At 24.1% G+C, this 24,210-nt stretch carries 34 protein-coding genes; 22 read left to right on the forward strand and 12 right to left on the reverse strand.

The annotated features are described in order from the left end of the window. The first annotated feature begins 24 nt into the window (after positions 1–24). Entirely contained in the window at positions 25–273 is a 249-nt protein-coding gene (locus AAHM85_RS00460; protein WP_342260554.1) for a hypothetical protein, read from the forward strand. Here the strand turns inward: AAHM85_RS00460 and AAHM85_RS00465 are convergent. Further along, on the reverse strand, positions 263–757 hold the full coding sequence (locus AAHM85_RS00465; RefSeq protein WP_342260487.1) for a transposase family protein: 495 nt from the start codon (positions 755–757) through the stop codon (positions 263–265). The genes AAHM85_RS00460 and AAHM85_RS00465 overlap by 11 nt on opposite strands. Positions 758–761: 4 nt before the next feature. Next, the gene (locus AAHM85_RS00470; protein ID WP_342260488.1) at positions 762–1,109 is read right to left on the reverse strand and encodes a transposase family protein; all 348 of its coding nucleotides are present in this window, start codon (positions 1,107–1,109) and stop codon (positions 762–764) included. 156 nt (positions 1,110–1,265) lie between these two features. Here AAHM85_RS00470 and AAHM85_RS00475 point away from each other — a divergent pair, with 156 nt between their 5' ends. Beyond that, on the forward strand, positions 1,266–1,421 hold the full coding sequence (locus tag AAHM85_RS00475; RefSeq protein ID WP_342260555.1) for an IS3 family transposase: 156 nt from the start codon (positions 1,266–1,268) through the stop codon (positions 1,419–1,421). Between the two features lie 150 nt (positions 1,422–1,571). Here the strand turns inward: AAHM85_RS00475 and AAHM85_RS00480 are convergent, their stop codons facing one another. The 3 genes from AAHM85_RS00480 to AAHM85_RS00490 form a co-directional block, all read right to left on the reverse strand. Next, positions 1,572–2,549, reverse strand: coding sequence for a hypothetical protein (locus tag AAHM85_RS00480; RefSeq protein WP_342260556.1), 978 nt, complete (start codon positions 2,547–2,549; stop codon positions 1,572–1,574). 127 nt (positions 2,550–2,676) lie between these two features. Beyond that, the gene (locus AAHM85_RS00485) at positions 2,677–3,510 is read right to left on the reverse strand and encodes an IS1595 family transposase (protein WP_342260557.1); all 834 of its coding nucleotides are present in this window, start codon (positions 3,508–3,510) and stop codon (positions 2,677–2,679) included. An 884-nt stretch (positions 3,511–4,394) separates the two neighbouring features. Beyond that, positions 4,395–4,745: an IS1595 family transposase gene (locus AAHM85_RS00490; protein WP_342261680.1), complete on the reverse strand. Its 351-nt coding sequence runs from the start codon at positions 4,743–4,745 to the stop codon at positions 4,395–4,397. Between the two features lie 64 nt (positions 4,746–4,809). On the opposite strand from AAHM85_RS00490, the gene AAHM85_RS00495 reads away from it, so the two are divergent. Together AAHM85_RS00495 and AAHM85_RS00500 are read left to right on the forward strand one after the other, a co-directional pair. Beyond that, positions 4,810–5,157, forward strand: a complete 348-nt coding sequence (locus AAHM85_RS00495; protein WP_342260488.1) for a transposase family protein — start codon at positions 4,810–4,812, stop codon at positions 5,155–5,157. Between the two features lie 4 nt (positions 5,158–5,161). Next, on the forward strand, positions 5,162–5,656 hold the full coding sequence (locus AAHM85_RS00500; RefSeq protein WP_342260487.1) for a transposase family protein: 495 nt from the start codon (positions 5,162–5,164) through the stop codon (positions 5,654–5,656). On the opposite strand, the gene AAHM85_RS00505 is transcribed toward AAHM85_RS00500, so the two are convergent. After that, complete coding sequence (locus AAHM85_RS00505; protein ID WP_342260558.1) at positions 5,646–6,242, reverse strand: IS1595 family transposase; 597 nt, start codon at positions 6,240–6,242, stop codon at positions 5,646–5,648. The two genes, AAHM85_RS00500 and AAHM85_RS00505, sit on opposite strands and share 11 nt — an antisense overlap. Before the next feature lie 227 nt (positions 6,243–6,469). Here AAHM85_RS00505 and rpsP point away from each other — a divergent pair, with 227 nt between their 5' ends. The 7 genes from rpsP to AAHM85_RS00540 all read left to right on the forward strand — a co-directional run bounded on the left by rpsP (position 6,470) and on the right by AAHM85_RS00540 (position 10,202). Next, positions 6,470–6,844: a 30S ribosomal protein S16 gene (rpsP, locus tag AAHM85_RS00510; RefSeq protein ID WP_342260559.1), complete on the forward strand. Its 375-nt coding sequence runs from the start codon at positions 6,470–6,472 to the stop codon at positions 6,842–6,844. 54 nt (positions 6,845–6,898) lie between these two features. Then, positions 6,899–7,117 carry a hypothetical protein gene (locus AAHM85_RS00515; RefSeq protein ID WP_342260560.1) on the forward strand — a complete coding sequence of 73 codons (219 nt, stop codon included), beginning with the start codon at positions 6,899–6,901 and terminating at the stop codon, positions 7,115–7,117. Position 7,118: 1 nt separating this feature from the next. Then, complete coding sequence (gene rimM / locus AAHM85_RS00520) at positions 7,119–7,634, forward strand: ribosome maturation factor RimM (RefSeq protein WP_342260561.1); 516 nt, start codon at positions 7,119–7,121, stop codon at positions 7,632–7,634. After that, positions 7,627–8,415: a tRNA (guanosine(37)-N1)-methyltransferase TrmD gene (trmD, locus tag AAHM85_RS00525; RefSeq protein WP_342260562.1), complete on the forward strand. Its 789-nt coding sequence runs from the start codon at positions 7,627–7,629 to the stop codon at positions 8,413–8,415. Before rimM ends, trmD begins: the two co-directional genes overlap by 8 nt. Then, positions 8,391–8,756 (forward strand): 50S ribosomal protein L19, encoded by a 366-nt coding sequence (gene rplS / locus AAHM85_RS00530; protein ID WP_342260563.1) that lies wholly within the window; start codon positions 8,391–8,393, stop codon positions 8,754–8,756. The genes trmD and rplS overlap by 25 nt, the downstream gene beginning before the upstream one ends. A gap of 83 nt (positions 8,757–8,839) precedes the next feature. Further along, positions 8,840–9,742 carry a ribosome biogenesis GTPase YlqF gene (ylqF, locus tag AAHM85_RS00535; protein ID WP_342260564.1) on the forward strand — a complete coding sequence of 301 codons (903 nt, stop codon included), beginning with the start codon at positions 8,840–8,842 and terminating at the stop codon, positions 9,740–9,742. Next, on the forward strand, positions 9,732–10,202 hold the full coding sequence (locus AAHM85_RS00540) for a ribonuclease HII (protein WP_342260565.1): 471 nt from the start codon (positions 9,732–9,734) through the stop codon (positions 10,200–10,202). The genes ylqF and AAHM85_RS00540 overlap by 11 nt, the downstream gene beginning before the upstream one ends. On the opposite strand, the gene AAHM85_RS00545 is transcribed toward AAHM85_RS00540, so the two are convergent. Next, positions 10,101–10,523 (reverse strand): hypothetical protein, encoded by a 423-nt coding sequence (locus tag AAHM85_RS00545; protein WP_342260566.1) that lies wholly within the window; start codon positions 10,521–10,523, stop codon positions 10,101–10,103. The two genes, AAHM85_RS00540 and AAHM85_RS00545, sit on opposite strands and share 102 nt — an antisense overlap. A 344-nt stretch (positions 10,524–10,867) precedes the next feature. On the opposite strand from AAHM85_RS00545, the gene AAHM85_RS00550 reads away from it, so the two are divergent. After that, a complete protein-coding gene (locus tag AAHM85_RS00550; RefSeq protein WP_342260567.1) occupies positions 10,868–11,536 on the forward strand; it encodes an IS1595 family transposase in 669 nt (222 codons plus the stop codon). Here the strand turns inward: AAHM85_RS00550 and AAHM85_RS00555 are convergent. Further along, positions 11,510–12,019: a transposase family protein gene (locus AAHM85_RS00555; RefSeq protein ID WP_342260568.1), complete on the reverse strand. Its 510-nt coding sequence runs from the start codon at positions 12,017–12,019 to the stop codon at positions 11,510–11,512. The two genes, AAHM85_RS00550 and AAHM85_RS00555, sit on opposite strands and share 27 nt — an antisense overlap. Beyond that, positions 12,009–12,356 carry a transposase family protein gene (locus AAHM85_RS00560; RefSeq protein ID WP_342260569.1) on the reverse strand — a complete coding sequence of 116 codons (348 nt, stop codon included), beginning with the start codon at positions 12,354–12,356 and terminating at the stop codon, positions 12,009–12,011. Before AAHM85_RS00560 ends, AAHM85_RS00555 begins: the two co-directional genes overlap by 11 nt. Before the next feature lie 80 nt (positions 12,357–12,436). Here AAHM85_RS00560 and AAHM85_RS00565 point away from each other — a divergent pair, with 80 nt between their 5' ends. Continuing rightward, positions 12,437–12,682, forward strand: a complete 246-nt coding sequence (locus tag AAHM85_RS00565; RefSeq protein ID WP_342260570.1) for a transposase — start codon at positions 12,437–12,439, stop codon at positions 12,680–12,682. Positions 12,683–12,892: 210 nt separating this feature from the next. Here the strand turns inward: AAHM85_RS00565 and AAHM85_RS00570 are convergent, their stop codons facing one another. After that, positions 12,893–13,081, reverse strand: a complete 189-nt coding sequence (locus tag AAHM85_RS00570) for a hypothetical protein (protein ID WP_342260571.1) — start codon at positions 13,079–13,081, stop codon at positions 12,893–12,895. Positions 13,082–13,297: 216 nt separating this feature from the next. Here AAHM85_RS00570 and AAHM85_RS00575 point away from each other — a divergent pair. The 3 genes from AAHM85_RS00575 (at position 13,298) to AAHM85_RS00585 (ending at position 16,519) form a co-directional block, all read left to right on the forward strand. Beyond that, positions 13,298–14,087, forward strand: a protein-coding gene (locus AAHM85_RS00575) for an IS5 family transposase (RefSeq protein WP_342260572.1) whose coding sequence is annotated in 2 segments (ribosomal slippage) — positions 13,298–13,558 and positions 13,560–14,087 — 789 coding nt in all. Because the reading frame shifts where the segments join, the coding sequence is not laid out codon by codon here. A 402-nt stretch (positions 14,088–14,489) separates the two neighbouring features. Beyond that, positions 14,490–15,128 carry an IS1595 family transposase gene (locus AAHM85_RS00580; protein ID WP_342261681.1) on the forward strand — a complete coding sequence of 213 codons (639 nt, stop codon included), beginning with the start codon at positions 14,490–14,492 and terminating at the stop codon, positions 15,126–15,128. A 587-nt stretch (positions 15,129–15,715) separates the two neighbouring features. Then, positions 15,716–16,519 carry a hypothetical protein gene (locus tag AAHM85_RS00585; RefSeq protein WP_342260573.1) on the forward strand — a complete coding sequence of 268 codons (804 nt, stop codon included), beginning with the start codon at positions 15,716–15,718 and terminating at the stop codon, positions 16,517–16,519. A gap of 115 nt (positions 16,520–16,634) precedes the next feature. On the opposite strand, the gene AAHM85_RS00590 is transcribed toward AAHM85_RS00585, so the two are convergent. After that, complete coding sequence (locus tag AAHM85_RS00590; protein WP_342260574.1) at positions 16,635–17,558, reverse strand: hypothetical protein; 924 nt, start codon at positions 17,556–17,558, stop codon at positions 16,635–16,637. 364 nt (positions 17,559–17,922) lie between these two features. Between AAHM85_RS00590 and AAHM85_RS00595 the strand changes: the two genes are divergently transcribed. Continuing rightward, a complete protein-coding gene (locus AAHM85_RS00595; protein WP_342260575.1) occupies positions 17,923–18,099 on the forward strand; it encodes a hypothetical protein in 177 nt (58 codons plus the stop codon). Positions 18,100–18,131: 32 nt separating this feature from the next. Beyond that, on the forward strand, positions 18,132–18,386 hold the full coding sequence (locus tag AAHM85_RS00600) for a hypothetical protein (RefSeq protein WP_342260576.1): 255 nt from the start codon (positions 18,132–18,134) through the stop codon (positions 18,384–18,386). 75 nt (positions 18,387–18,461) lie between these two features. On the opposite strand, the gene AAHM85_RS00605 is transcribed toward AAHM85_RS00600, so the two are convergent. After that, positions 18,462–19,955 (reverse strand): YfcC family protein, encoded by a 1,494-nt coding sequence (locus AAHM85_RS00605; RefSeq protein ID WP_342260577.1) that lies wholly within the window; start codon positions 19,953–19,955, stop codon positions 18,462–18,464. 343 nt (positions 19,956–20,298) lie between these two features. On the opposite strand from AAHM85_RS00605, the gene AAHM85_RS00610 reads away from it, so the two are divergent. The 4 genes from AAHM85_RS00610 (at position 20,299) to AAHM85_RS00625 (ending at position 24,201) form a co-directional block, all read left to right on the forward strand. Continuing rightward, a complete protein-coding gene (locus AAHM85_RS00610; RefSeq protein WP_342260578.1) occupies positions 20,299–22,059 on the forward strand; it encodes an APC family permease in 1,761 nt (586 codons plus the stop codon). Positions 22,060–22,320: 261 nt separating this feature from the next. Continuing rightward, positions 22,321–23,160, forward strand: coding sequence for a hypothetical protein (locus AAHM85_RS00615; RefSeq protein WP_342260579.1), 840 nt, complete (start codon positions 22,321–22,323; stop codon positions 23,158–23,160). 161 nt (positions 23,161–23,321) lie between these two features. Further along, positions 23,322–23,675 carry a hypothetical protein gene (locus tag AAHM85_RS00620; protein ID WP_342260580.1) on the forward strand — a complete coding sequence of 118 codons (354 nt, stop codon included), beginning with the start codon at positions 23,322–23,324 and terminating at the stop codon, positions 23,673–23,675. 142 nt (positions 23,676–23,817) lie between these two features. Continuing rightward, positions 23,818–24,201: a hypothetical protein gene (locus tag AAHM85_RS00625; protein WP_342260581.1), complete on the forward strand. Its 384-nt coding sequence runs from the start codon at positions 23,818–23,820 to the stop codon at positions 24,199–24,201. Positions 24,202–24,210 lie beyond the last annotated feature (9 nt).

Below are 24,210 nucleotides of genomic sequence, written 5' to 3' on the forward strand. Positions count from 1 at the left end.
AAAGTAAAACAAAGCAATGTTAATTTGACAAAATTTTCATATAACGCAATAACAATTTATGATGAAAAACAAAGAAAAAAAACAGGGATTGAAAAAATTCACGAAGAAATTTTATCAATAAACAATGAAATTTACTTCATCACAACTTTTGTAAATATTGATAATTCTATTACTGAAAAAGTATTATATTTTGATTATTATGAAAATAATTATGATTTAGAAGTTATTAATCAAACAAAAAAATATCAAAATATAAATAGACTTACTGCATAACGTTTTTAAGTTTTAATGATAAATTATAAAATCCTGCAATTAAATTAAATCTTAAAAATATTCGTTTTCTGGCTTTTCTAAATTTATAACCAATAATCTTAAAACATTTTAAAAATGCAAAAACATGTTCAATTTTTCTACGAGTTTTATTAATAATCTTATTAAAGATTTTGGTTTTATTTGTTTTAGGATTATTTTTGCTAATTTTAATGGGTAAAAATGTATTAGCATGAATTTTTTGTAAACCTTGATAACCTTTATCTGCAAGAATTATAGTTTCTGGTAAAAACTTTAACTTTGAATTCTTAAAAGTTTTAAAATCATGATTTTTACCAATATCAGAAAAAATATTTAAAATTTCATTAGTATTTGCATTAATTACGGTTTGAAACTTAACAGTATGCATTCATTTTTTACCAGAAAATCAATCTTTTTGGTTATATTTTGGTCGTTCTGTTTCTACCTCTGTTACATCAATTATCAAAATTTTATTTTTTAATTCTTCTTTTTAAAAAAATATTTTTATTTGTTAAATTATTAAACTTATTATTCTTTATTAAAATATCTTCAATTGAACGAATATTTCGTAAAGCAGTAGTATCAACCATACCATACTCAGCACCAATACTATGATATGTACGATTTTCATATAAATATCTTAAACTCATTACTAGTCGATCTTCTATTGACATTTTATATGGCCTTCCACCAATAGTAGTTTTGAGTTTTTGATGTTCTAATAAAATATTTAAAATTTCGTTAAAAACGAGTTTATTAATACCCACTATTTTACGAAAATATTGATCAGATTTATCTTTTAATTCAAAATATGTCATAAAGTTTATCCTTAACTATTCAAATTTTATTTTAATAATAACAAAAAAATAAAAAGTTAACTAGTTATGCAGTAAGTCTATTCAAAAAGTCTATCAGGTTTTAAAGGTAATCAAGTTAGTGAATGTTTAAATCGTTGAATTAAAAGAGATTTTAAAATGATGTTTGGTAGCACTTTTGAAAGTATGGAAAGTTTTAATAAAATATTAGAAAAATTTGTTAGATATTGAAACAATGATAGAATAGTTATTAGATTGAAAATGCCTCCAAATCAATTTGTACAGATTTGAAGACAAGAAAGTAAACTTATCTAACCAATGCCCATGACTTGGATAATTTTTATGCATATATACCTCTTATTTTAAAATATATAGTAATTTTACCTTATTCTCTAAAAGATTCTAAACAGGTTCTAAAATAATTACTTTAATTTTCTAAGTAAAAAATTAAAGTAATTATTATTTTTAAATAACCTTATTAATTTGATTTTTTGTTTTATATTCAACAAATATTTTTTCAAAAAGAGGATCTGTTAAAACATTATTTAATACTAGTTGTTCATATGTTTCATAGTTATGATTTCTTTGTACATAATATGTTTCATAAGCGAATAAATGCATAATCATATTACCGATGGTAGGATTACTTTCTTTATTATTTTTTCAAAGTATTTCTTGTAGTTTAATACCATGTTTTTTAAATAACATATTCATTGAATGTTTTATTCTGTGTGGTCTAGTTAATATTAATTTTTCAATGGCACTACTAATATTAAGACCATTATCAAATATATCATCTAAACTATGAATAAAATTCCTCAATTGAATTAATTCGAGATCTTCAAATAATTGTTCATTATCTTGCAAAATTTTTTTCATTAATAACATTTTAACATGACTATCATTTTGTTCAATATAAATAGGAATTTTAATCATATTAGTGAAACTTCTAATGATTGGAATTAATTCTTGTTTAAATTGATAGCCTAAATGGTAGTGAATTATAAAAAATAATAATAAAAGATTTTCATATATTTTATTTAAATTCAAAAAAGTAAGTGATTTTTTATGTTCATCTATTGTTTTAATAAATGACTGATGGAATTGAGTAATATTATTAATAATATCTTGTGAAGTATTTTCCAAACATATGTTTTTAAAATTAGTAAGTATAGTTTTTTTAAATATAAGATTTGCATTATTAAATTCTTTTAAAGCATTTTTATAATAATCTGTTGTGAATGTTTCTGAAAGTTCTTTTTGTAAACTATTAATTTTTTCTTCATCACAAAGAATAACTGCATCTTGATAGTTTAAAAATAAAACAATTCAATTTATACACATTTTTTTTTGGTCAACAGTTAAATTTGTATCAACGAAACATTGGAATAAAGCACCACCAGTTTCAATGATACACTCATCAGCTGTTTTGTTAATTAACATTATTTGGCACCTAACTTTCTTTTTTTGTAATTTATTAATTTTACGCTTTTCTCCCTTTATGTACTATTTTTTAATTTTATCACATAAATGCTGAGAAAAGTGTATCTACGGACTTCTCCCCACATTTTTAAATTAAACATAGCATTACAATTTCAAAACTAGGTATCTTGTTGAATTTATATGCAGCTTCTTTGGCATATAAATAAACATGATGTTTTGCAACTTTGATATGTGTTTTAAATGTTCTTCTTATATGTTTTCAAACTGATTCAATTTGATTGGTATTTACACCAGTTTTTGAAACATAACCATCAAGATGGTTAACTGTTTTATGTTTTGGGAAAACCAATTTGAAATCGCAATATCCTTTTCAATCATCAGTATATACATGACATTTTGAAGAAATGTGGCTTCTTGCAAAATTCAAAAGACTTTTACTCTTTGCATTTTTCAATACTTTCACAATTAAATTATTAGTTGTTTTTTCATAAATGCCAACAATCAATGTTTTATTTTTCAAGGATCTTCCTTGTTTTTTAAAAGCCATATGTGAAAGATACATTTCATCAATTTGCACTGTGCCTTCAACAATAAATTGAGGTTCTTGTTTTGCAATACGTGTTCTAATTTTATGACCCATTCTCCATGCTGTTTTTAAGGTCACTCCCAATTCTTTTGAAACATCAGTTGATGGAATTCCATGTTTGGTGTTTATTCATCTAAAGATGAGGTAAAATCATAATCTTAAAGATGTTTGTGACCTTGAAAATATGGTACCCGTGAGAATACTAAATGTTTGATTACATTTCAAACATCTTATTCTTTTTAAATCAGAAGTATTCAAATTAAAACTAGAACACCTAATACATTTGTTTTCTTTCAAATTTGCTATATATGCAAGACATTGCTGTTCAGTTTGAAAAGCATTGTTGAACTCATTCAGTTTCATTGTTCCCTCCACAAGTACATGTGGGGAGAAGTCCGTTATTTAATTAAAAAGTGTTTTAAGGTCAACTATCTTCTTTAATATTCTATCATTATAAATGACTTTTTTAAATTTTAGTAAAAATTACCAATTTTAATATTTTTTTAAACAAGTTAAAAAATGACTATTAACTTTAGGTTTTTAAATCATTAGATAATCAGATGTACTTTTTTTTGTTCAATAGTTAAGTTTGCTTCAATGAAACATTGAAATAAAGAACCCCTATTTTTAATGATGCAATTATTAGTTGTTATATTAATTAACATTATTTGGCACCTAACTTTCTTTTATAATTTGTTAACTTTTAATAAAAATATATTTTAAAAGTTAGTTATCTCTTTTAATCTTCTATCATTATAAATGACTTTTTTAAATTTTAGTAAAAATTACCAATTTTAACATTTTTTTAAAAAAATGTTAAAAAAATGTTATTAACTTTAAATTCTAAAATGTTATTTTTAAAATTATTTAGTGATTTTAAAGTAGGTTATTATTATTATATTTATATAACATCAACATATACTTTAAAATGAAGTAATGCTCATATTTTATTTCAAATTCTTTATACAAGGGAGTCTAATAATTTTTAAATAAGTATAATTTGTTATGCAAGTTTTTTATAAACTTTTATATTTTTTCTAATTTTTTAAATATTAATTTTATAATCAAAAACTTACTTAAACACTTATGGGACAAGATGTGATAGTGTGAATCTTGTATTCTTATTCTAACACATAATATTTGAAACTTCTTCTTTACCTCTTATTTTTTTATTAATAAAAAAATAAGAGGTAAAGAAGAATGGCAATTGATTTAGTTAATATAAATAAGTTCGGAATTTTACGCTTATTGGTTAACACTTAATTCTTAATAAATAATTTAATTATGATATTTTTAAATGTGATTTTTTCTTTACGGTTATTATATTTAAAACAAAATTCATTTAAATAAGATTGGAGTCATTTTTTTGAAACTCAATGAAATTGGCCGATAAAACCTCTTTTTAATATTGCTCAAAAACTTTCTATTGTATTTGTATGAATACCATTATAAGAAAAATATTTTTTGTGATTAACTTGTTCATGTGGTAAAATTTTATTCATTTTATAATATCCACGATATTCATCAGTAAAAAGAATAGAATTGTTAATATCAACATTTTCTTTAACTATTTTCATTAAATCTTCAGATTTAATAGACTTACTGCATAACTAGTTAACTTTTTATTTTTTTGTTATTATTAAAATAAAATTTGAATAGTTAAGGATAAACTTTATGACATATTTTGAATTAAAAGATAAATCTGATCAATATTTTCGTAAAATAGTGGGTATTAATAAACTCGTTTTTAACGAAATTTTAAATATTTTATTAGAACATCAAAAACTCAAAACTACTATTGGTGGAAGGCCATATAAAATGTCAATAGAAGATCGACTAGTAATGAGTTTAAGATATTTATATGAAAATCGTACATATCATAGTATTGGTGCTGAGTATGGTATGGTTGATACTACTGCTTTACGAAATATTCGTTCAATTGAAGATATTTTAATAAAGAATAATAAGTTTAATAATTTAACAAATAAAAATATTTTTTTAAAAAGAAGAATTAAAAAATAAAATTTTGATAATTGATGTAACAGAGGTAGAAACAGAACGACCAAAATATAACCAAAAAGATTGATTTTCTGGTAAAAAATGAATGCATACTGTTAAGTTTCAAACCGTAATTAATGCAAATACTAATGAAATTTTAAATATTTTTTCTGATATTGGTAAAAATCATGATTTTAAAACTTTTAAGAATTCAAAGTTAAAGTTTTTACCAGAAACTATAATTCTTGCAGATAAAGGTTATCAAGGTTTACAAAAAATTCATGCTAATACATTTTTACCCATTAAAATTAGCAAAAATAATCCTAAAACAAATAAAACCAAAATCTTTAATAAGATTATTAATAAAACTCGTAGAAAAATTGAACATGTTTTTGCATTTTTAAAATGTTTTAAGATTATTGGTTATAAATTTAGAAAAGCCAGAAAACGAATATTTTTAAGATTTAATTTAATTGCAGGATTTTATAATTTATCATTAAAACTTAAAAACGTTATGCAGTAAGTCTAGTATATACATGACATTTTGAAGAAATGTGGGTTCTTGCAAAATTCAAAAGACTTTTACTCTTTGCATTTTTCAATACTTTCACAATTAAATTATTAGTTGTTTTTTCATAAATGCCAACAATCAATGTTTTATTTTTCAAGGATCTTCCTTGTTTTTTAAAAGCCATATGTGAAAGATACATTTCATCAATTTGCACTGTGCCTTCAACAATAAATTGAGGTTCTTGTTTTGCAATACGTGTTCTAATTTTATGACCCATTCTCCATGCTGTTTTTAACGTCACTCTCAATTCTTTTGAAAAATCAGTTGATGGAATTCCATGTTTGGTGTTTATTCATCTAAAGATGAGGTAAAATCATGATCTTAAAGATGTTTGTGAGCTTGAAAATATGGTACCCGTGAGAATACTAAATGTTTGATTACATTTCAAACATCTTATTCTTTTTAAATCAGAAGTATTCAAATTAAAACTAGAACACCTAATACATTTGTTTTCTTTCAAATTTGCTATATATGCAAGACATTGCTGTTCAGTTTGAAAAGCATTGTTGAACTCATTCAGTTTCATTGTTCCCTCCACAAGTACATGTGGGGAGAAGTCCGTAAATTATTTAAATACTTACATAAGTAAGTGTTTTTTAATAGAAAAACTTATTTATTTAGAAAAAATATGTAACTTAGTAAAAATAAAGAAATTATTAAATTAAAATCTTTTTATCTGTTAAGTATTTTAACTTGACATCATTATGTGAATAAGATATTATTAAAAAGGTTTATTTGCCACAAATTAATAGAAGGAGGTAATTTATGGTTAAATTACGCTTAATACCAACAGGAAAAAGCAAATCAGTGCAGCCTAGTTACAGAATTGTTGCCATTGATGCAAGAACAAAACTTAATGGTAGATATATTGATAAATTAGGTACTTATAATCCGACAAGTAAAGAAAAACAAGTAACTATTGATGAAGTAAAAGCATTAAAATTTTTATCAAATGGTGCTCAACCAACAGAAACTGTTCGTAGTTTATTATCATCAGAAGGAATTATGACTAAATTTCATAATTTAAGACAAGAGAGAAAAAGTAGCAAACCTAAAAAAATAACAAAAAAAGTTACTGTAAAAAATAAAAAAACTGCTACTGCTAATTCTATTAAAAAAGAAGAAGCACCCGCTACTTAATATTAAAATATGCTAAAACAAGTGATTAATTAATATGTATGTAACATTGCTAGAATGTTTAATTGAACCAATTTACTTGATAAAATTTGTGAAGTTGAGATTCGTGAATTAGTAGAAAAAAATCACTATGAGTTAATATTAATGGCGCCAAAATCATTAATATCAGTATTGATTGGTAAAAAAGGAAATACTATTCGTGCTTTATCAACAATTATTGAAAGCAAAGCATATTTAGAAAACAATACTATTAAATTAGTAATTAATGAGTTTTAAGATGAAATATTTAGAGTTAGGTACTATTGCTAATACTCATGGTCTTACTGGTGAAGTTAAGGTTTTATGTAATTATTATGGTAATAAATTTTCATGAAAAGAAAAAACAACAGTTTATTTAGAAGAAACTAAACAACTAACACCTTTAATTATTTCAAGAGTAAGAAACCATAAGCAGTTTTTATTATTAACATTTGAAAATTATAATACTATTGAATTAGTAGAAGGTATGAAAAATAAACATTTAGTTATTAATACTGAAGAAATAATTAATGATAACTTACCTTGATTTTATGAAGATATTCTAAATTATGAAGCATTTGATGCTAATAATAATGCTTTTTTAGGAAAAGTTATTGCTTTCTTAGATAATAATCATCAAGGTTTATGAGAAATAAAAATGACTAATAAAAAAACCTTTTTTATTCCTAATAATAAAGTATTTATTAATAAAATTAATAAAGAAGAACAAAAAATTTATTTTAATATTATTGAAGGATTAATTAATAATGACTAAAAACCAATTCACAATTATAACTTTATTTCCCAATGCTTTTAATGATTTTATGCAAACATCAATCATCAAACGAGCTATTACTAAAAAACAAATTAGTATTGATATTATTGATATTAGAAGTTTTGCTAATAATAAACATCAGCAAGTTGATGATGCTCCTTATGGTGGTGGCAATGGTATGGTTTTGCAAGCAATGCCAATAATTAATGCTATTAATAGTGTAAAACTTAAATATCCTGAGTCTAAAACAATTTTACTTAGTCCACAAGGTCAACAATGAAATCAACATTTAGCTTATAAATATAGTCAAAAAAATATTAATTATATTTTAGTTTGTGGTCATTACGAAGGTATTGATGAACGCATTATGTCTTATATTGATGAAGAGATTTCAATTGGTGATTATGTATTAACTGGTGGTGAATTACCAGCAATGGTTATTATTGATTGTATTACTAGGTTAATTCCTAATGTTATTCAACATCAATCTCATCTTAATGATTCTTTTAATAACTCATTATTGGATTATCCAACATATACAAGACCAGAAGAAGTATTAGGTATGAAAGTTCCGGAAGTTCTAATTGGTGGTCACCATGAAAAGATAGCAGAATATCGTCATCAACAAGCATTAATTAATACTTATAAAAAAAGAATTGATTTATTTAAAAAATATCAATTATCTGCAAAAGATAAAATAATAATTGAAGAATATAAATCTTCAATTAAAAAAATAAACGAAAGGAGAAATAAAACATGCAAAAGGCAATTATTAAATTAGTTAGTGAAAGTCAACTAAATCATAATCTTCCTAATTTTAAATCTGGAGATACAATCCAAGTATTTTCTAAAATTAAAGAAGAAAAAAAAGAACGTATTCAAATGTTTGAAGGAGTAGTTATTGCTCGCAAAGGTTCAGGAATTACGCAAAATGTTATTGTTCGTAAAACTGTTGGTGGTAAAGGTGTTGAAAAAACATTTGCTTTACATTCACCATTAATTGATAAAATTAATGTTATTCGTAAGGGTAAAGTAAGAAGAGCACGTATTTTCTACTTACGTAAATTAAGCGGTAAAGCTGCTAGAATTAAAGAAATTAAAACAGTAAAACCTGTTAAATAATAATTAAATCACCATTATTAAAATCATGGTGATTTTCTAAATTGATATAAAATAATAATAGAATGTATTAAAGGAGTTAAAAAATGTCTAATGAAAGTACCCATAATCAAATTCATTGATTCCCTGGTCATATGATGAAAGCCATTAAAGCAATTGAAACTAAGTTACCTATTATTGATGTTGCAATTGAAGTTTTGGATGCACGAGCACCATTTGCAACAAAAAGTACTTTATTAGATCGTTTATTGGAGAAAAAAGTAAGAATTATTGTTCTTAACAAAGTTGATTTAGCAGATGATAATTTTACTAAAGAATGAGTTAATTTTTTTGAAAGTCAAGGTTTTTCTGTTTTATTGGCAAAATCATTAACTACAAAAATGAAACCACAGTTATTAAATTTAATTACTAAATTAATGGAACCACAAATGGAAAAACAATTAGCAAAAGGTATTGTTAATCCAAAAATTAAGGTATTAATTATGGGATTACCAAATACGGGTAAATCAACATTTATTAATAATTTATTACAACGTAAAGTAACACAAACTGCTAATATACCTGGTGTTACTAGAGGCCAACAATGAATTAAATTAAATCCAACGATTGATTTATTAGATAGTCCTGGTATTTTACCACCAAAAATGAATGATCAAAAAGTAGTAATGATTTTAGCTTTAATTAAAGCAATTCCTGTTAAACATTTATTTTTAGAAGAAATGGCTAATTTTGCTTTAACCTTTTTACTTGAGAATTATTATGAAAGATTAGTAAAATATTATAATATTAATTTCGAAATTAAAAATATTAATGATGAAACATTATTTCTTTATTTTAAGAAATTAGCACAAAAATATCATTTAAAATTGGCTAATGATGAAGATAATACTCATCGTGCCATGAATTTATTTATTAATGATTTACAAGTAGGGAAACTAGGATTAATTTCATTTGAAATACCACCTAAGATTTTAAATCATGAAAAGTAGTTTGCGATACGAAATTGATAATTATTCATCAGGAACATTAATTGCTGGTTTTGATGAAGTGGGAAGAGGAGCTATTGCAGGACCAATTGTTGTTGCAAGCGTTATTCTTAAACCAAACTTTAATCATCCTTTAATTAAAGATTCAAAACAATTATCAGCAAAACAACGAATAGCAATGTATCAAATTATAATTGATAATGCACTAACAGTTGCTGTTAGTATTAAAAGTCATCAATTTGTTAATATTCATAATCCTAAGCAGACTAGTATTTTAGCAATGATAAAAGCATTTAATAAATTAAAAATAGTACCTGATGTGTGTTTAGTTGATTTTGAAAAACCGCAATTTCCTAATTTTCTAGGAAAAGTTGAAGCAATAGTTAAAGGTGATCAAAAATCACTTAATATTGCTAGCGCTTCAAATTTCTTTTCTACTTACTTGACTAATAATTTCTTGTAAATTTTTTGCTTCTTTAACACCAATTTGTTCTAATGTTTTAGTTTTTTCTGCTAATTTAATAAATTTAGTCGTACGATAACCACGACTAAATTTATTAAGTCCAGCAAATGCAGGTAATATATTAAAAAAAGTATTTAATGGTGTTACATTTCCTTTTAAATAATCATAAACTTGATTAATAGTAAAATCAGTTAAAAACTCTACACCAACAGCACTAATACTAGCAATTAAATCACTTGCACCTAATCCAAGTGCTACGCTTTCACTTAATCCACCAGTAAAAGGAGCAAGTGCTACTGCTATTACTTGTACACCAATCATTTCTAAAATTTCTCATCAAATTTTTTTTGTTCTTGTTGCTTACTTATTCTAGTATGTTTTGGTTTATTTATGTTTAAAATTATTGCTGTACTAGTTGTACCAATTGGCATAGTATTAATTTCCTTTATTTAAGAGTTATTTTAATTGGATTTGTTGTTCCTTTATAATTTAAGTCATTAACATTTGAAGAAATAACTATATATAAGTCACCTGCTTTTTGTTTTTGATTACTTACATTTGTTTTCGGAATTTTACGTTTATTGGCAATAACTTATATACATTATTATTTCTGAAAACTATAATTAGATATTAGTAAAATAAAATCTAATTAAAGGTGATTGAAAATGAATATTTTAGACATAATAAATAAATTTCCAAACCAAGAATCTTGTATAAAATTTTTAGAAGAAATAAGATGAAATAACAAACCAAAATGTCTTTTTTGTTTTAGTGAAAAAGTTAACTCTGTTTTAAAAGAGTCGCGTTATAAATGCAAAAAATGTCATAAGTCTTTTAGTGTAACTGCTCAAACTATTTTTCATCATACACGTGTATCACTTCAAAAGTGATTTATTTTAATAGTATTAATGGCTAATGCTAAAAAAAGTTTATCATCATCTCAAGCTTCAAGAGACTTAAATTTACGTTTAGCAACTGTATGAAAAATGATGCATAAAATTAGAAAGGCAAGGGCTAATGATGAGATTAAATTATTAGCAAAAATATTAGAGATGGATGAAACATATGTGGGTGGAAAACCGCGTAAATATAATGATGTTGATAATAAAAATAACTCATTACGTGGTAGAGGAACTAGTAAAGAGTGTGTTGTTGGCATTATTGAACGAAATGGTAATGTTAAATTATTTCATGCAAAAAATAAAAGTATTAAATCTGAAGATTTAATGAAAATAGTTAAAGAAAATGTTGATATTAACAATTCTATTCTTTTTACTGATGAATATCGTGGATATTATAAAATAGACTTACTGCATAACGTTTTTAAGTTTTAATGATAAATTATAAAATCCTGCAATTAAATTAAATCTTAAAAATATTCGTTTTCTGGCTTTTCTAAATTTATAACCAATAATCTTAAAACATTTTAAAAATGCAAAAACATGTTCAATTTTTCTACGAGTTTTATTAATAATCTTATTAAAGATTTTGGTTTTATTTGTTTTAGGATTATTTTTGCTAATTTTAATGGGTAAAAATGTATTAGCATGAATTTTTTGTAAACCTTGATAACCTTTATCTGCAAGAATTATAGTTTCTGGTAAAAACTTTAACTTTGAATTCTTAAAAGTTTTAAAATCATGATTTTTACCAATATCAGAAAAAATATTTAAAATTTCATTAGTATTTGCATTAATTACGGTTTGAAACTTAACAGTATGCATTCATTTTTTACCAGAAAATCAATTTTTTTGGTTATATTTTGGTCGTTCTGTTTCTACCTCTGTTACATCAATTATCAAAATTTTATTTTTCAATTCTTCTTTTTAAAAAAATATTTTTATTTGTTAAATTATTAAACTTATTATTCTTTATTAAAATATCTTCAATTGAACGAATATTTCGTAAAGCAGTAGTATCAACCATACTATACTCAGCACCAATACTATGATATGTACGATTTTCATATAAATATCTTAAACTCATTACTAGTCGATCTTCTATTGACATTTTATATGGCCTTCCACCAATAGTAGTTTTGAGTTTTTGATGTTCTAATAAAATATTTAAAATTTCGTTAAAAACGAGTTTATTAATACCCACTATTTTACGAAAATATTGATCAGATTTATCTTTTAATTCAAAATATGTCATAAAGTTTATCCTTAACTATTCAAATTTTATTTTAATAATAACAAAAAAATAAAAAGTTAACTAGTTATGCAGTAAGTCTAATGAATAAAATTTTACCATATGAACAAGTTAATCACAAAAAATATTTTTCTTATAATAATGGTATTCATACAAATACAATAGAAAGTTTTTGAGCAATATTAAAAAGAGGTTTTATCGGCCAATTTCATTGAGTTTCAAAAAAATGACTCCAATCTTATTTAAATGAATTTTGTTTTAAATATAATAACCGTAAAGAAAAAATCACATTTAAAAATATCATAATTAAATTATTTATTAAGAATTAAGTGTTAACCAATAAGCGTAAAATTCCGTTAAATTTTAAATAATCATAAAATTCAGTTTTTATTTGATATTTTTTAAATATATTAATAATTTCTTTTTCTTTTATTTCTTGTTTAAGTTTATTTAACTTATTTTCTGCTTAATTAACTTTATTTTCTATTTCTTGTGAAGAAGCATTATTTTCATTTTCTAACATTTACATCACCACTTTATTATTTATTTTCTTTATTAATTTTTTCATTTAACTTTGTTAATTTTTTTTGATGTTTTATAATTTTATTATTTGCTCTAATATGTTTTGGAGTTGTAATAAATCGTTTTAATAAAACAATAATTTCTCTGCAAATTAATGTTCCAACACTTGTTCCAATAATTATTAATTCATGTAAAAATTCTTTCATTTCAATATTTTTCTTTTCAATTATTTATTTTTTATTTTTAATTATTCATCAAATTGACCACCATTAATTCTTTCAATCATTGACTGTAAATTACTTATAATAGTTACTAATAAAGATATTTCTTTATTTAATTGTTCCATTCTTTCTTTAGAACCTGTTTAGAATCTTTTAGAGAATAAGGTAAAATTACTATATATTTTAAAATAAGAGGTATATATGCATAAAAATTATCCAAGTCATGTCACTAAAGAACAATTTGAGAACATAAGATTAATTTTAGAAAATGTCAAAAAGAAAACAAAACCAAGAAATTTAGATTTATATGAAGTATTTTGTGCAGTTTTATATGTATTAAAAAGTGGTTGTCAATGAAGAATGTTACCAAAAAATTTTCCAAAATGACAAACTGTATATTATTATTTTCAAATTTGAAGTAAAAATAATGGTAAAGAACCTAGCATATGACAATTAATTTTAAAAAAAATTAGTTAGAAAAGTTCGTATCAATAATCATCGAAAAGAAAAAACCAGTTTTTGTATAATTGATTCACAAAGTGTTAAAAATACAGATACTACTAAAAACAAAGGTTATGATGCTGGTAAAAAGATTTCAGGAATAAAACGTCATATTGCTGTTGATTCTCAAGGTTTACCACATGCAATTTACGTAACTACAGCAGAAAAAACAGATCGTAATAGTGCTATAATAATGATTCAAAATGAAAAAGAAAATCTTTCTACAGTTCAAAAAATAATAGTAGATGCTGGTTATACTGGTGAAAAATTTGCTTCTGCAATCAAAACAATTATAAATGCGAATGTTGAAGTTGTAAAACGTAATGAATTACATTCTTTTGTAGTATTACCAAAAAGATGAGTTGTAGAGCGAAGTTTTGCTTGATTAGAAAAATGTAGAAGATTATGAAAAAATTGTGAAAGAAAATTAAATACTAGTTTACAAATGGTTGTTCTTTCCTTTATTTCAATTTTATTAAAAAGATTCTAAACAGGTTCTTAGACTTACTGCATAACGTTTTTAAGTTTTAATGATAAATTATAAAATCCTGCAATTAAATTAAATCTTAAAAATATTCGTTTTCTGGCTTTTCTAAATTTATAACCAATAATCTTAAAACATTTTAAAAATGCAAAAACATGTTCAATTTTTCTACGAGTTTTATTAATAAGACTTACTGCATAACTAGTTAACTTTTTATTTTTTTGTTATTATTAAAATAAAATTTGAATAGTTAACTAGTTATGCAGTAAGTCTAGTGAAAAAGTTAACTCTGTTTTAAAAGAGTCGCGTTATAAATGCAAAAAATGTCATAAGTCTTTTAGTGTAACTGCTCAAACTATTTTTCATCATACACGTGTACCACTTCAAAAGTGATTTATTTTAATAGTATTAATGGCTAATGCTAAAAAAAGTTTATCATCATCTCAAGCTTCAAGAGACTTAAATTTACGTTTAGCAACTGTATGAAAAATGATGCATAAAATTAGAAAGGCAATGGCTAATGATGAGATTAAATTATTAGCAAAAATATTAGAGATGGATGAAACATATGTGGGTGGAAAACCGCGTAAATATAATGATGTTGATAATAAAAATAACTCATTACGTGGTAGAGGAACTAGTAAAGAGTGTGTTGTTGGCATTATTGAACGAAATGGTAATGTTAAATTATTTCATGCAAAAAATAAAAGTATTAAATCTTCAGATTTAATGAAAATAGTTAAAGAAAATGTTGATATTAACAATTCTATTCTTTTTACTGATGAATATCGTGGATATTATAAAATGAATAAAATTTTACCACATGAACAAGTTAATCACAAAAAATATTTTTCTTATAATGGTATTCATACAAATACAATAGAAAGTTTTTGAGCAATATTAAAAAGAGGTTTTATCGGCCAATTTCATTGAGTTTCAAAAAAATGACTCCAATCTTATTTATATGAATTTTGTTTTAAATATAATAACCGTAAAGAAAAAATCACATTTAAAAATATCATAATTAAATTATTTATTAAGAATTAAGTGTTAACCAATAAGCGTAAAATTCCGATTTATTTTTCCTTATTTTTAATTTGATTAGCAATTTCACTTAATGTTTTTAATACTTTATATTCATTTTTTAATTCTTTAATATGGTAATAATAAGTCATTGACTATTTCTTTTTTAATATTGTATTTTTGTCTAATTTTATTAGAAGTTTTAATTATATTTATTTTAAAACAAAATTTATTATCTTTATTATCAATTACTAACATAGTTGAAAATATTTCTTTATATATTTTTTTAACATTTTATTTTTCCTTTTTTATTTAGATATTTAATTTAATAAAAATCCTAATATAGAAAAATAGCTATATTAGGTATATACATTTATTAAATTAAAATAATTATATCTAAAAATATGAAATAATACTATTTATTTTTACTATTTATTTTATTATTGCTTTTCTTCATAATTATGGGTAAATCTTATTGAGATTTTTAATTTAATTTTTTTGAAATAAACTTATATGTTTATTAAATTTTCTAGTTCTGTTATAATTAAACTATATTAATTTAAAGTAAAATAGTTTTTAATTTATAATTTAAGATAGTCAGGGGAATTATAATGACAAAGAGATTTGGTTATAATTTACTAGCATTTGTATATTTTTCAAATCAACGTCGCGGTACTGCTAAATTAGTTTTGAAAAAAAGTACATGTAAACGTATTATTAAAATTTACAAGAAAAATAAAAATTTACAAATAAGTGATAAGGTAAGATTATTATCTAATTTTTTAAGTAGTAATATTGTTTCTAAAATTTCAGCTTTAGCAGAAGAATCCTCAATGCCATATACTTTGATTGATGAAATAGTTTTTGTTATTCTTGAACAATGAGAACTATTTTTACAATGAAGTAAAAAAATAACAAATGCTCTTATTATTACTGTTAATAAAAATCTAGAATTTAGCGCTGATTGAGTAGGTAATGAGAATATTTTTGCAGAGTTAATAACCGAATATACTATTAATTATAAAGAGTTAGGAATGAACACCATTATTTTTAATAATGGTTTTTCTTACGAAAGAGATGGTATTAAGTATAGTGCTAATGGTATTGCTAAAATTATTTTAACTCCATGTTTATGAAAACAATTAGATAAATTAAATAATAGTTTTGAGATATCGCAATATTTAAGAAATGAACAAATATTTTGTTATCTTTCTTTAGAACCAAATTCTGATAAAATTTTAAATTATGCTTTTGAACAATTGGCAGTTTTAATTTTTAATAATAAAAAATATGTTAATGATGCTTTTCTTAAGTTTAAAGTAGGTGTTGTTTTAGAATTTGAAGCAGTAGTGCATGACCAATTTCAATTAAAACAAATCTCAGCAATGAAAGTTAATAGCGAAGAATTAAAATAATATATATTATTTTGAAGTAAAAATTAAGGTAATACTAAACTAGTATTCCTTAATTAATATATTTTAGAAAAGTTGAATAATGATTTATGCTAATCATATCATTATTATTTTATTATTAATTGTTTATTCTTATTATTATTGTTGACTTTAAAGAAATAGTTTCTTGGTTTTTTACTAAAGCAATAGAAAGTGTTAGTTCATCTCCGTCTGTTAAATTATTTGGACGAGGGAATTCTCCTCTTCTTTCAAAATTTATAACATTAAATTTTGCTTTTCAACCAACTAATTGTTCAAAGTTATTAAATTTAATAGCTTTTTCAGTTCTGCTTTTGCTTATTAATGGTACTTCTGTTTTATCTTTTAATCATTTATTAACAGTATCTTCTAATTTATAACCTGCTTGGAAATACTCAATAGAACTTCCTTCATAAACAAATTCATTATAACTTAACTTAGCAGGACTATCATTTGCAAAAATATTAAATAAAGCATCAGTTCCAGTCATTACTTTTACTGTATATTTATCCCCTAAATTTGTTTTACCATCTTCTTTAAAGAATTGTAAATTATATGTTCCATCACCAACTACAAGTTTTTCATCATCATTTGGTTCTACAAATTTACTGGTAGAAGCTTTTATATTAGATACTTTATTTTTAATTTTAGCAACTTCCGCTGCATCAAAAGTACCATCTTCAGGTGTTGTTCCTGTTGTTAATTTCTGTTGTAAAACAGATTTTAAAAAATAGAAACTGTCTTTATCTTTAGCTTTGGCTTGACCAGTAGTTACCTCATTTTCTAATAATTTAGTAACCAAAATATCGGAATTATCAATTCAGAAAAAGGATGTATTTTTTTCTCAATTAAGTCTAATAGTTTTTAAACCGTTTCCTTCATCATTTGTTAAACCTAAATTTATTGATACTTGATCTAGTAATATTTTTACCTCATCTTTTTTGTTGTTACCACAAGCTATAACAGTAGTTACTGGTACTGTTGTTATAACACTAGCACCTAATAGCTTTAATAATGTTCTCATATTCCTCATTTTTCTCTTAACCTCCTCAGATAGATGTGAGAAATTATCTTCAATAATATTATGTAAAACATATTATTTTAAATAACTCACTAACACTATTATAATACATAAAAATATTTTTATGGTTTTTTTAAATCTTTAAGAGTTTATTTGTAAATTATTAATAGTAAAATTAAATAAAAAAACACTTATAATTTTAATTTTTAATATAATAAAAATTATATTAGTATTTATGGTTATAAAATAATATCTGAAAAAATAAAAATAATAAAGTATAATACTTTTATAAATAAAAAATATAAGTTTTTTGACCTATTGTTTAAGTTTTAAGCAAGTAGGTTTTTTATTTTGAAAGGGGAAAAATATGAACTTAAAATCTTTACTATCTGAAATAAATTTTGATTATAAAGAAATTATAGAAATTTTTAGAAAAATAGAAGCAAAAAAGGAAAATATTAAATCATTATGAGATGAATTAAGTAAGTATAACCAGCAATTACAGAAAGAAAAAGTGATGATAATATTAAACAAAAATTATTAATTATTTATAAAGTTTCTGCTTTTGTTGAAGAAATGTTGTTAAATTCTTGTCAATCAACAGAATATGATCCTGCTACTGGAAAAATAATTAGAGACAGTAAAATGAGTGAAAATTTTGTAAATGATTGAAATAATATTAATAAAATATTAGAACAAATTTTTTTACCAGAAGATGAAGTTGTAGAAATTTCAGAATTAGCAAATGATCAATTAAGTCTACTAAATAATGAACAAACGCAAACAAATCGTGAAAGTGAATGTTTTTCCAAATGCTGTTTAATTTTATAAAAATGAAATAAAAAATAAAAAAACTTTTCTCTAATTAGAGAAAAGTTTTAATTAACATAGTACTTTAAATTCTTACTAAAATATTGATTGAGGTAATAAAGTTCCAATACTTAACATTATTAAGGCAAAGACAGTAATACCAATAGTATATGGTCAGATTGCTCGATAAAAACTTGTTAGGGGAACTTTAGCAATGGCAAGTCCTGCCATCATTACACCTGCACTTGGTGCAAATAAATTAATTCAACCACTAGCCATAACAAAAGTAGTAATCATTCCTGAACCCAATCCTAAAGGAATTACTATTTTTGAAACAATAGGGAAAACAGCTTTTGCAAACCCTGATGTTGAAGGAATAACAAAGGCAATCAAAAGAAAAGCAAAAAAACCAATAATAACAATAGCAAATCTTGGCAATTTATCAATACTTTGTAATTGACCAACAACAACATGTTGCATTCCTGAATGTTGTAATGATCAACCAATTCCACCAGCAACAGCAATTATTAAAGCAACACCTAATAATTTTGAAGAACCACTAATAAAATTACGAACATATTGTTCTTCGCCTTTTCAATCAATTGCTGCAATGATAATTGAAACAAAGAAAAATAAGAAAGCTAACATTTCAATATTTCAGTCACCAAATGCATTAATTTGACTTGTGAAATATGGAAAATATTTAATTAATGTATTGTGAAAATCATCAAAAATAGTTGTTCCTGTAATTTTACCTCATGGAATAATACAAAGTACCATAATTAAAAATGTTAATCCAAATAGTGCTAAAATAATCTTACGACGTTTAGTAAATTCAGGTATTTCTTCTTTATTAATAAATTCTTCATGATGCTCACTATGTAAGTGAAAAACAACTGATTTTTCGGGATTACGTTTAACACGGATTGCATATCACATAACAAAAGCAATAGTACCGATAGTTGCTAAAAATCAAGAAATTAAACGTCAGATGATTCCAACACCAGGATTTAAACCACTAGCTTGTGAAGCTGTGGCAATAGCAAAGGGATTAAGTGTTGAAAACATAACACCAACACCAGCACCCAATAAAATCATTAATACAGCTGTAACAACATCAAAACCAGCAGCTAACATTGCCGGAATAATAATTAAATAGTAAGGAATAGTTTCTTCACACATTCCTTCAACTGTTCCACCAATTGATAGGATAGTCATAATTGAAGGAATAATTCAAATTTCTTTTCCGTTTAGACGTTTAACTAAACGACCAATTCCTGCATCTAGTGCACCTGATTTCATAACTATGCCAATATATCCACCAATTACTAAAACAAAAACAATAATATCACTGCTACCAATGAAACCTTTAATTGGAGCCAAAAATAAGTCCATGATACCTAATGGCCCACCATCTTGTCAGGGGTTATCAGGGCTTACAGGTTTTGATTCATCTTCTAATCATTTACCTGTTGTTCCTGGAATCCAAGAAATAATGATAATTAGAGCAATAATAAAGAATAAGACTGTAATTGCTGTTGGCATTTTAAATGGAAATAAACGAAATTTTTTCTTTTTGGTAATTCCCATATATGATTAATACCTCCTTCTTTATTTTTTTAAAAGTTATTATTATATAATACACTATTTATCATGTAGAATAAAAGATGTTTAAGGTTATTTTTTAAAATAACTTATTAAAAAAGTAGTATTTTTATTTAAGTAACATTCTTATAATAAGAGTTTTTAAAAAAATGTTATTTTTTTATTAGTATTATTTGAAAATTTAATTAAATATTAGTAGTATTTTAAAATAAAATTAGTTATTATAAATTACATATATTTTTTTATTTTTTTGATTTTATTGACTATTTCATTAATTAATGAAATCATTTTAAAGGTATATAATTATTATAATTGAAAGGAGAATATTATGTTAAAACTTTTTAAGAAAAAAGAAAGGACAAATCATAAATTAACTTTATCAGAATTAGTCTGATTTGGTTTTAATTATACTGTTGGAATTACTTTTACTGCTAACTTTGCAATTTTAATTAATAAAGATAGTTTAAATTTAGGTTCTCATATGATTTGAATTTTTTTAGTAGAAGGATTAATTGCAGGAACTTGTGCTTGAGCTTTCTCAAGACTTTCAAGAGTACATCCAGGTAATAATGGTGCTGCTTATATTTATGTTAGAAGTAGTTATGGTCGCTTCTGAGGATGATTAATTTCTTTTTTACAGTATGCTACTTTACCTGTTATAGTTAGTTCACAAATTGTATCAATGATTAGAATTAACTTTACTGATCCATCTTCTTTTTTATATGCTAATTGAGGAGTTTGACAACATTTAGGATTGGATTTAATTGGAATTCTAATTTATGGTTTAGCTTCTTGTGTATTATTTTTAGGAATGTCTGCGTTTAAAAAATTTGTAAATATTTCTAGTTATTTAAAATGAGGAACAACTTTTTTATTAATCATAGCAACTATTATATTATTTGTGATGGCAGGAACTTCAAATTGAGATATGACTACTTCTCATCAACAATTAACTGCCAATAACTTTTCACAAGCTTTTGCCATGTGTTTCTTTTTCTTTTTAGGATTTGAAACCTATTCAACAATTGGTAAAAATGTTAGAAATCCTGAAAAAAATATTAGTCGTTCATTAGTTATTGTTATGATTTTATCTACTATTTTTTATATGGCAGTAACAATCCTTATGATTGGCGCTATTGCTGGTAATTTTTCAGATAATCCCAACTTAAGTATTTTTAAAATTTTAGGTGATAAAGCTCATGCACAATGATTAGGAATAATTGGTATCCTTGTAATGTTAATTTGTACTATTTCATTAAAGTCTAATGCTGGAATGCAAAATGCTTTATATAGTGGTGCTATTTTAGAACCATTATCTGTTGAGGGATATATTTCACCTAAATATAAAGAATTATCAAAAGATAATATTCCATTTAAAGCTTCTAGATTAAATTTAATTATTACTTTTTCTTCAGCTTTTGTATGATTAATTTTACCTGATATTATTGGAGTAATAGTTGATACGTTACATCCTGTTTATAAGGATGGACAATTAGTTTTAAGTTCGATTGTTAATTATGGAACATTAACTGCTGAAGCCGGTATTATTATGGTTATTATTTATGTTTTTGTACTTTCCATTGCAATTAAGCTGTCTATAGAAAAGAAATTGAAAAAGAATATTTTTGAAATTATTATTTGACTTGCAGCAACACTTTTCTTAGTTTGACAATTTGAAGAATGATTAAGAACTTTAATCAATGGTTTAATTTCAGGTGCAAATCTTATTGGTAAAGGTGGAACTGATACTACAAAAGGAATATCTGATATAACTTCTAATGTTTTACAATTAGTTTATTTAATTGCTAGCATTGCATTTGCTCTAATTTGATACTTTGCTTATTATAAACCAATGCAAAGAAAAAGAATGCTTACAAATCCTAAATTACAAGAAGAATTGGATAGTGAATTTAGAGTGAAAGATGATTGACCTTTTATTGCAAAAAATCTACAAAATGAAATTGAAAATTATTTAGTACGTAATCTTTTAATTAATGGTGATGATAAAAACCCTAATTATACAATTGCTAAAAATGTACGTAAAGAATTATTGATGTCAGAAGGCGAATGGCGTGAAGATGAAGAATAAAAAAAGTTTAAAAATGTATTGGTTATTCTAACTAATACATTTTTAGTATTTATTATTTTTGACAAATTTTTATAGTAATATTAAAGGTGTTAATAATTAATATTTTTTTATATTATTATAAAGTATATTGATGGTAGAAAGTAAAATATGATGTATAATGTTAATTGGATTCATTTCAATATTATGTTTAGAAGTAATAAAATTTTAAATTGTGGTTATTGTATTTGTAGTTCAAAAGTCATATTATTGGAGGTACTATATATGAATATGAAAAATATATTAGGATTAATGGGTGCATTAACATTAACAACAGCAACTACTACTTCAGTTGTTGCTTGTGGTGATAAAGCTGGTGTAGCCATGAACGTAGAAGTATCAAAACAATTAGGGTTAACAGATGAAAAAGGAGAAGGTGTACAAGCAGCTTCACTTGATACAGCTGTCAAGGATAATGTTACTTGAACTGTTGATGCTTTAAAAACACCAATTAAAGCTAGCGCTTTATTAAAAGAAGATGGTTCAGCTACTAATCAAGCATGTGCTGATTTTCTTACTGGTAAATTAAAACAAACAGCTACAGGTGGAAAATTTAATAAAGAAGAATTAGATAAAATTACTGGTGCAGTTACTGATTTTAAACCAGAATTAGCTAAAACAGATGATAATAAAGATTATGCTATTACTGGTGGTACTTTTAATTTTCAATTTAAAAAAGGTGAAGACGCACTTGATGATGTTTATGGTATTAAGTTAAAAGCTGATAAAACAAAAGGTGTTATTGCTACTGCTCTTACTGCAATAGCTGCTGAAATTAAAATAACAGATACTGATGTTGCTACAAATTCAAAAATTATGTTTGCAGTTGGTACTACAATTCCAGAAACTGCAAAAAAACCAGGAGAACCAATACAAATTAAAGGAGAATCAGATCAAGTAAAACAGTTTACTGCTTTAAATACTTTAACTTCTTTAAAAATTGGGGCAAATTTAGGAACAATTACTCATGCTGGTGATGCTTGAGCTGCTGGTGATAAATTAGAAATAACTTATAAAACTGGTGATGTTACTTTTGAAGCAAAAACTGAATTAACACTTGCATAATTTTACAAAATGTTTATTTTTCATATTTTTAAATATTATAAACATATAGTATATAATAAATTTTGGAAAACTTATTATACTATGCTTTTTTTAGAGAAAGTAACTAAGTTGTTGATTTATAGTTATTATAATAAGTTTAAAGAATATTATTGGAGGTATATGTGAATATGAAAAATATATTAAGATTAATGGGTGCCCTTGCATTAACAGTAGGAGCAACTCCTTCAGTTGTTGCATGTGGTAATAATGGTTCAAATATTCCTAATAATCCGCAATTAAATGGGAAATATGCAGAATTATTAGGATGATATAGTGATGAAAAAACAAATATAATTGATGAAGTAATAAATTTTGATAATCTTGGAACTTGTATTATCATTGCTGACTCTACTAATCTTATTAAAGATAATTTGTTTAAAGAAAAGTTATTAGTTGAAGGTTCTACTGAAGGTAAATGGAAAGCAAAAGATGGTGATGCTGTAGCCTTAAGGGAGTTGGGATTTACAATCTGGTAATCAAGATAATGATTACTTAGAACCCGATGTTGAGGCTATTACCAATTTAATTGTAACAATTAAAACTGCTATTCTAGGTGAAATATCAGTTGCTGATACAACTGACTTTAAAGTAGCAGATGGTATTTGTCAAATTGATATTATGAGTAGCAAAACTGCTGCTAAACTTGTTAAGTCTTATAATATTAATATAAAGGCAGCAAATTTAAATGTTTCAAAGGTAATAATAACAACAAATATTATAAAAGAAGCTCAAACTGATTTAAAACTAACTGCTGATCAAGGATTCAAAGCAGATGAATCAACTTCTGGTTTTAAATTAGAATTTGTTAATGAATTAAACAAAACAAAGTTTGAGTCTTTACTTAAAGTATTAAATACATCTTTTACAACTCATTTTTTTAGTTCACATAGCGGCACAGAAGAAATAAAAAATTTTAATGATGGTGAACCCACATTTTTACATTTACATTTTGATAGTGTTATTCTTGCGCAAAAAATGGCTGTTGGAACTTCAGGCAAATAATAAATTTCC

The organism is Spiroplasma endosymbiont of Notiophilus biguttatus, assembly GCF_964030985.1.
In the GTDB taxonomy this organism is placed as follows: Bacteria; Bacillota_I; Bacilli_A; order Mycoplasmatales; family VBWQ01; genus Spiroplasma_E; species Spiroplasma_E ixodetis_A.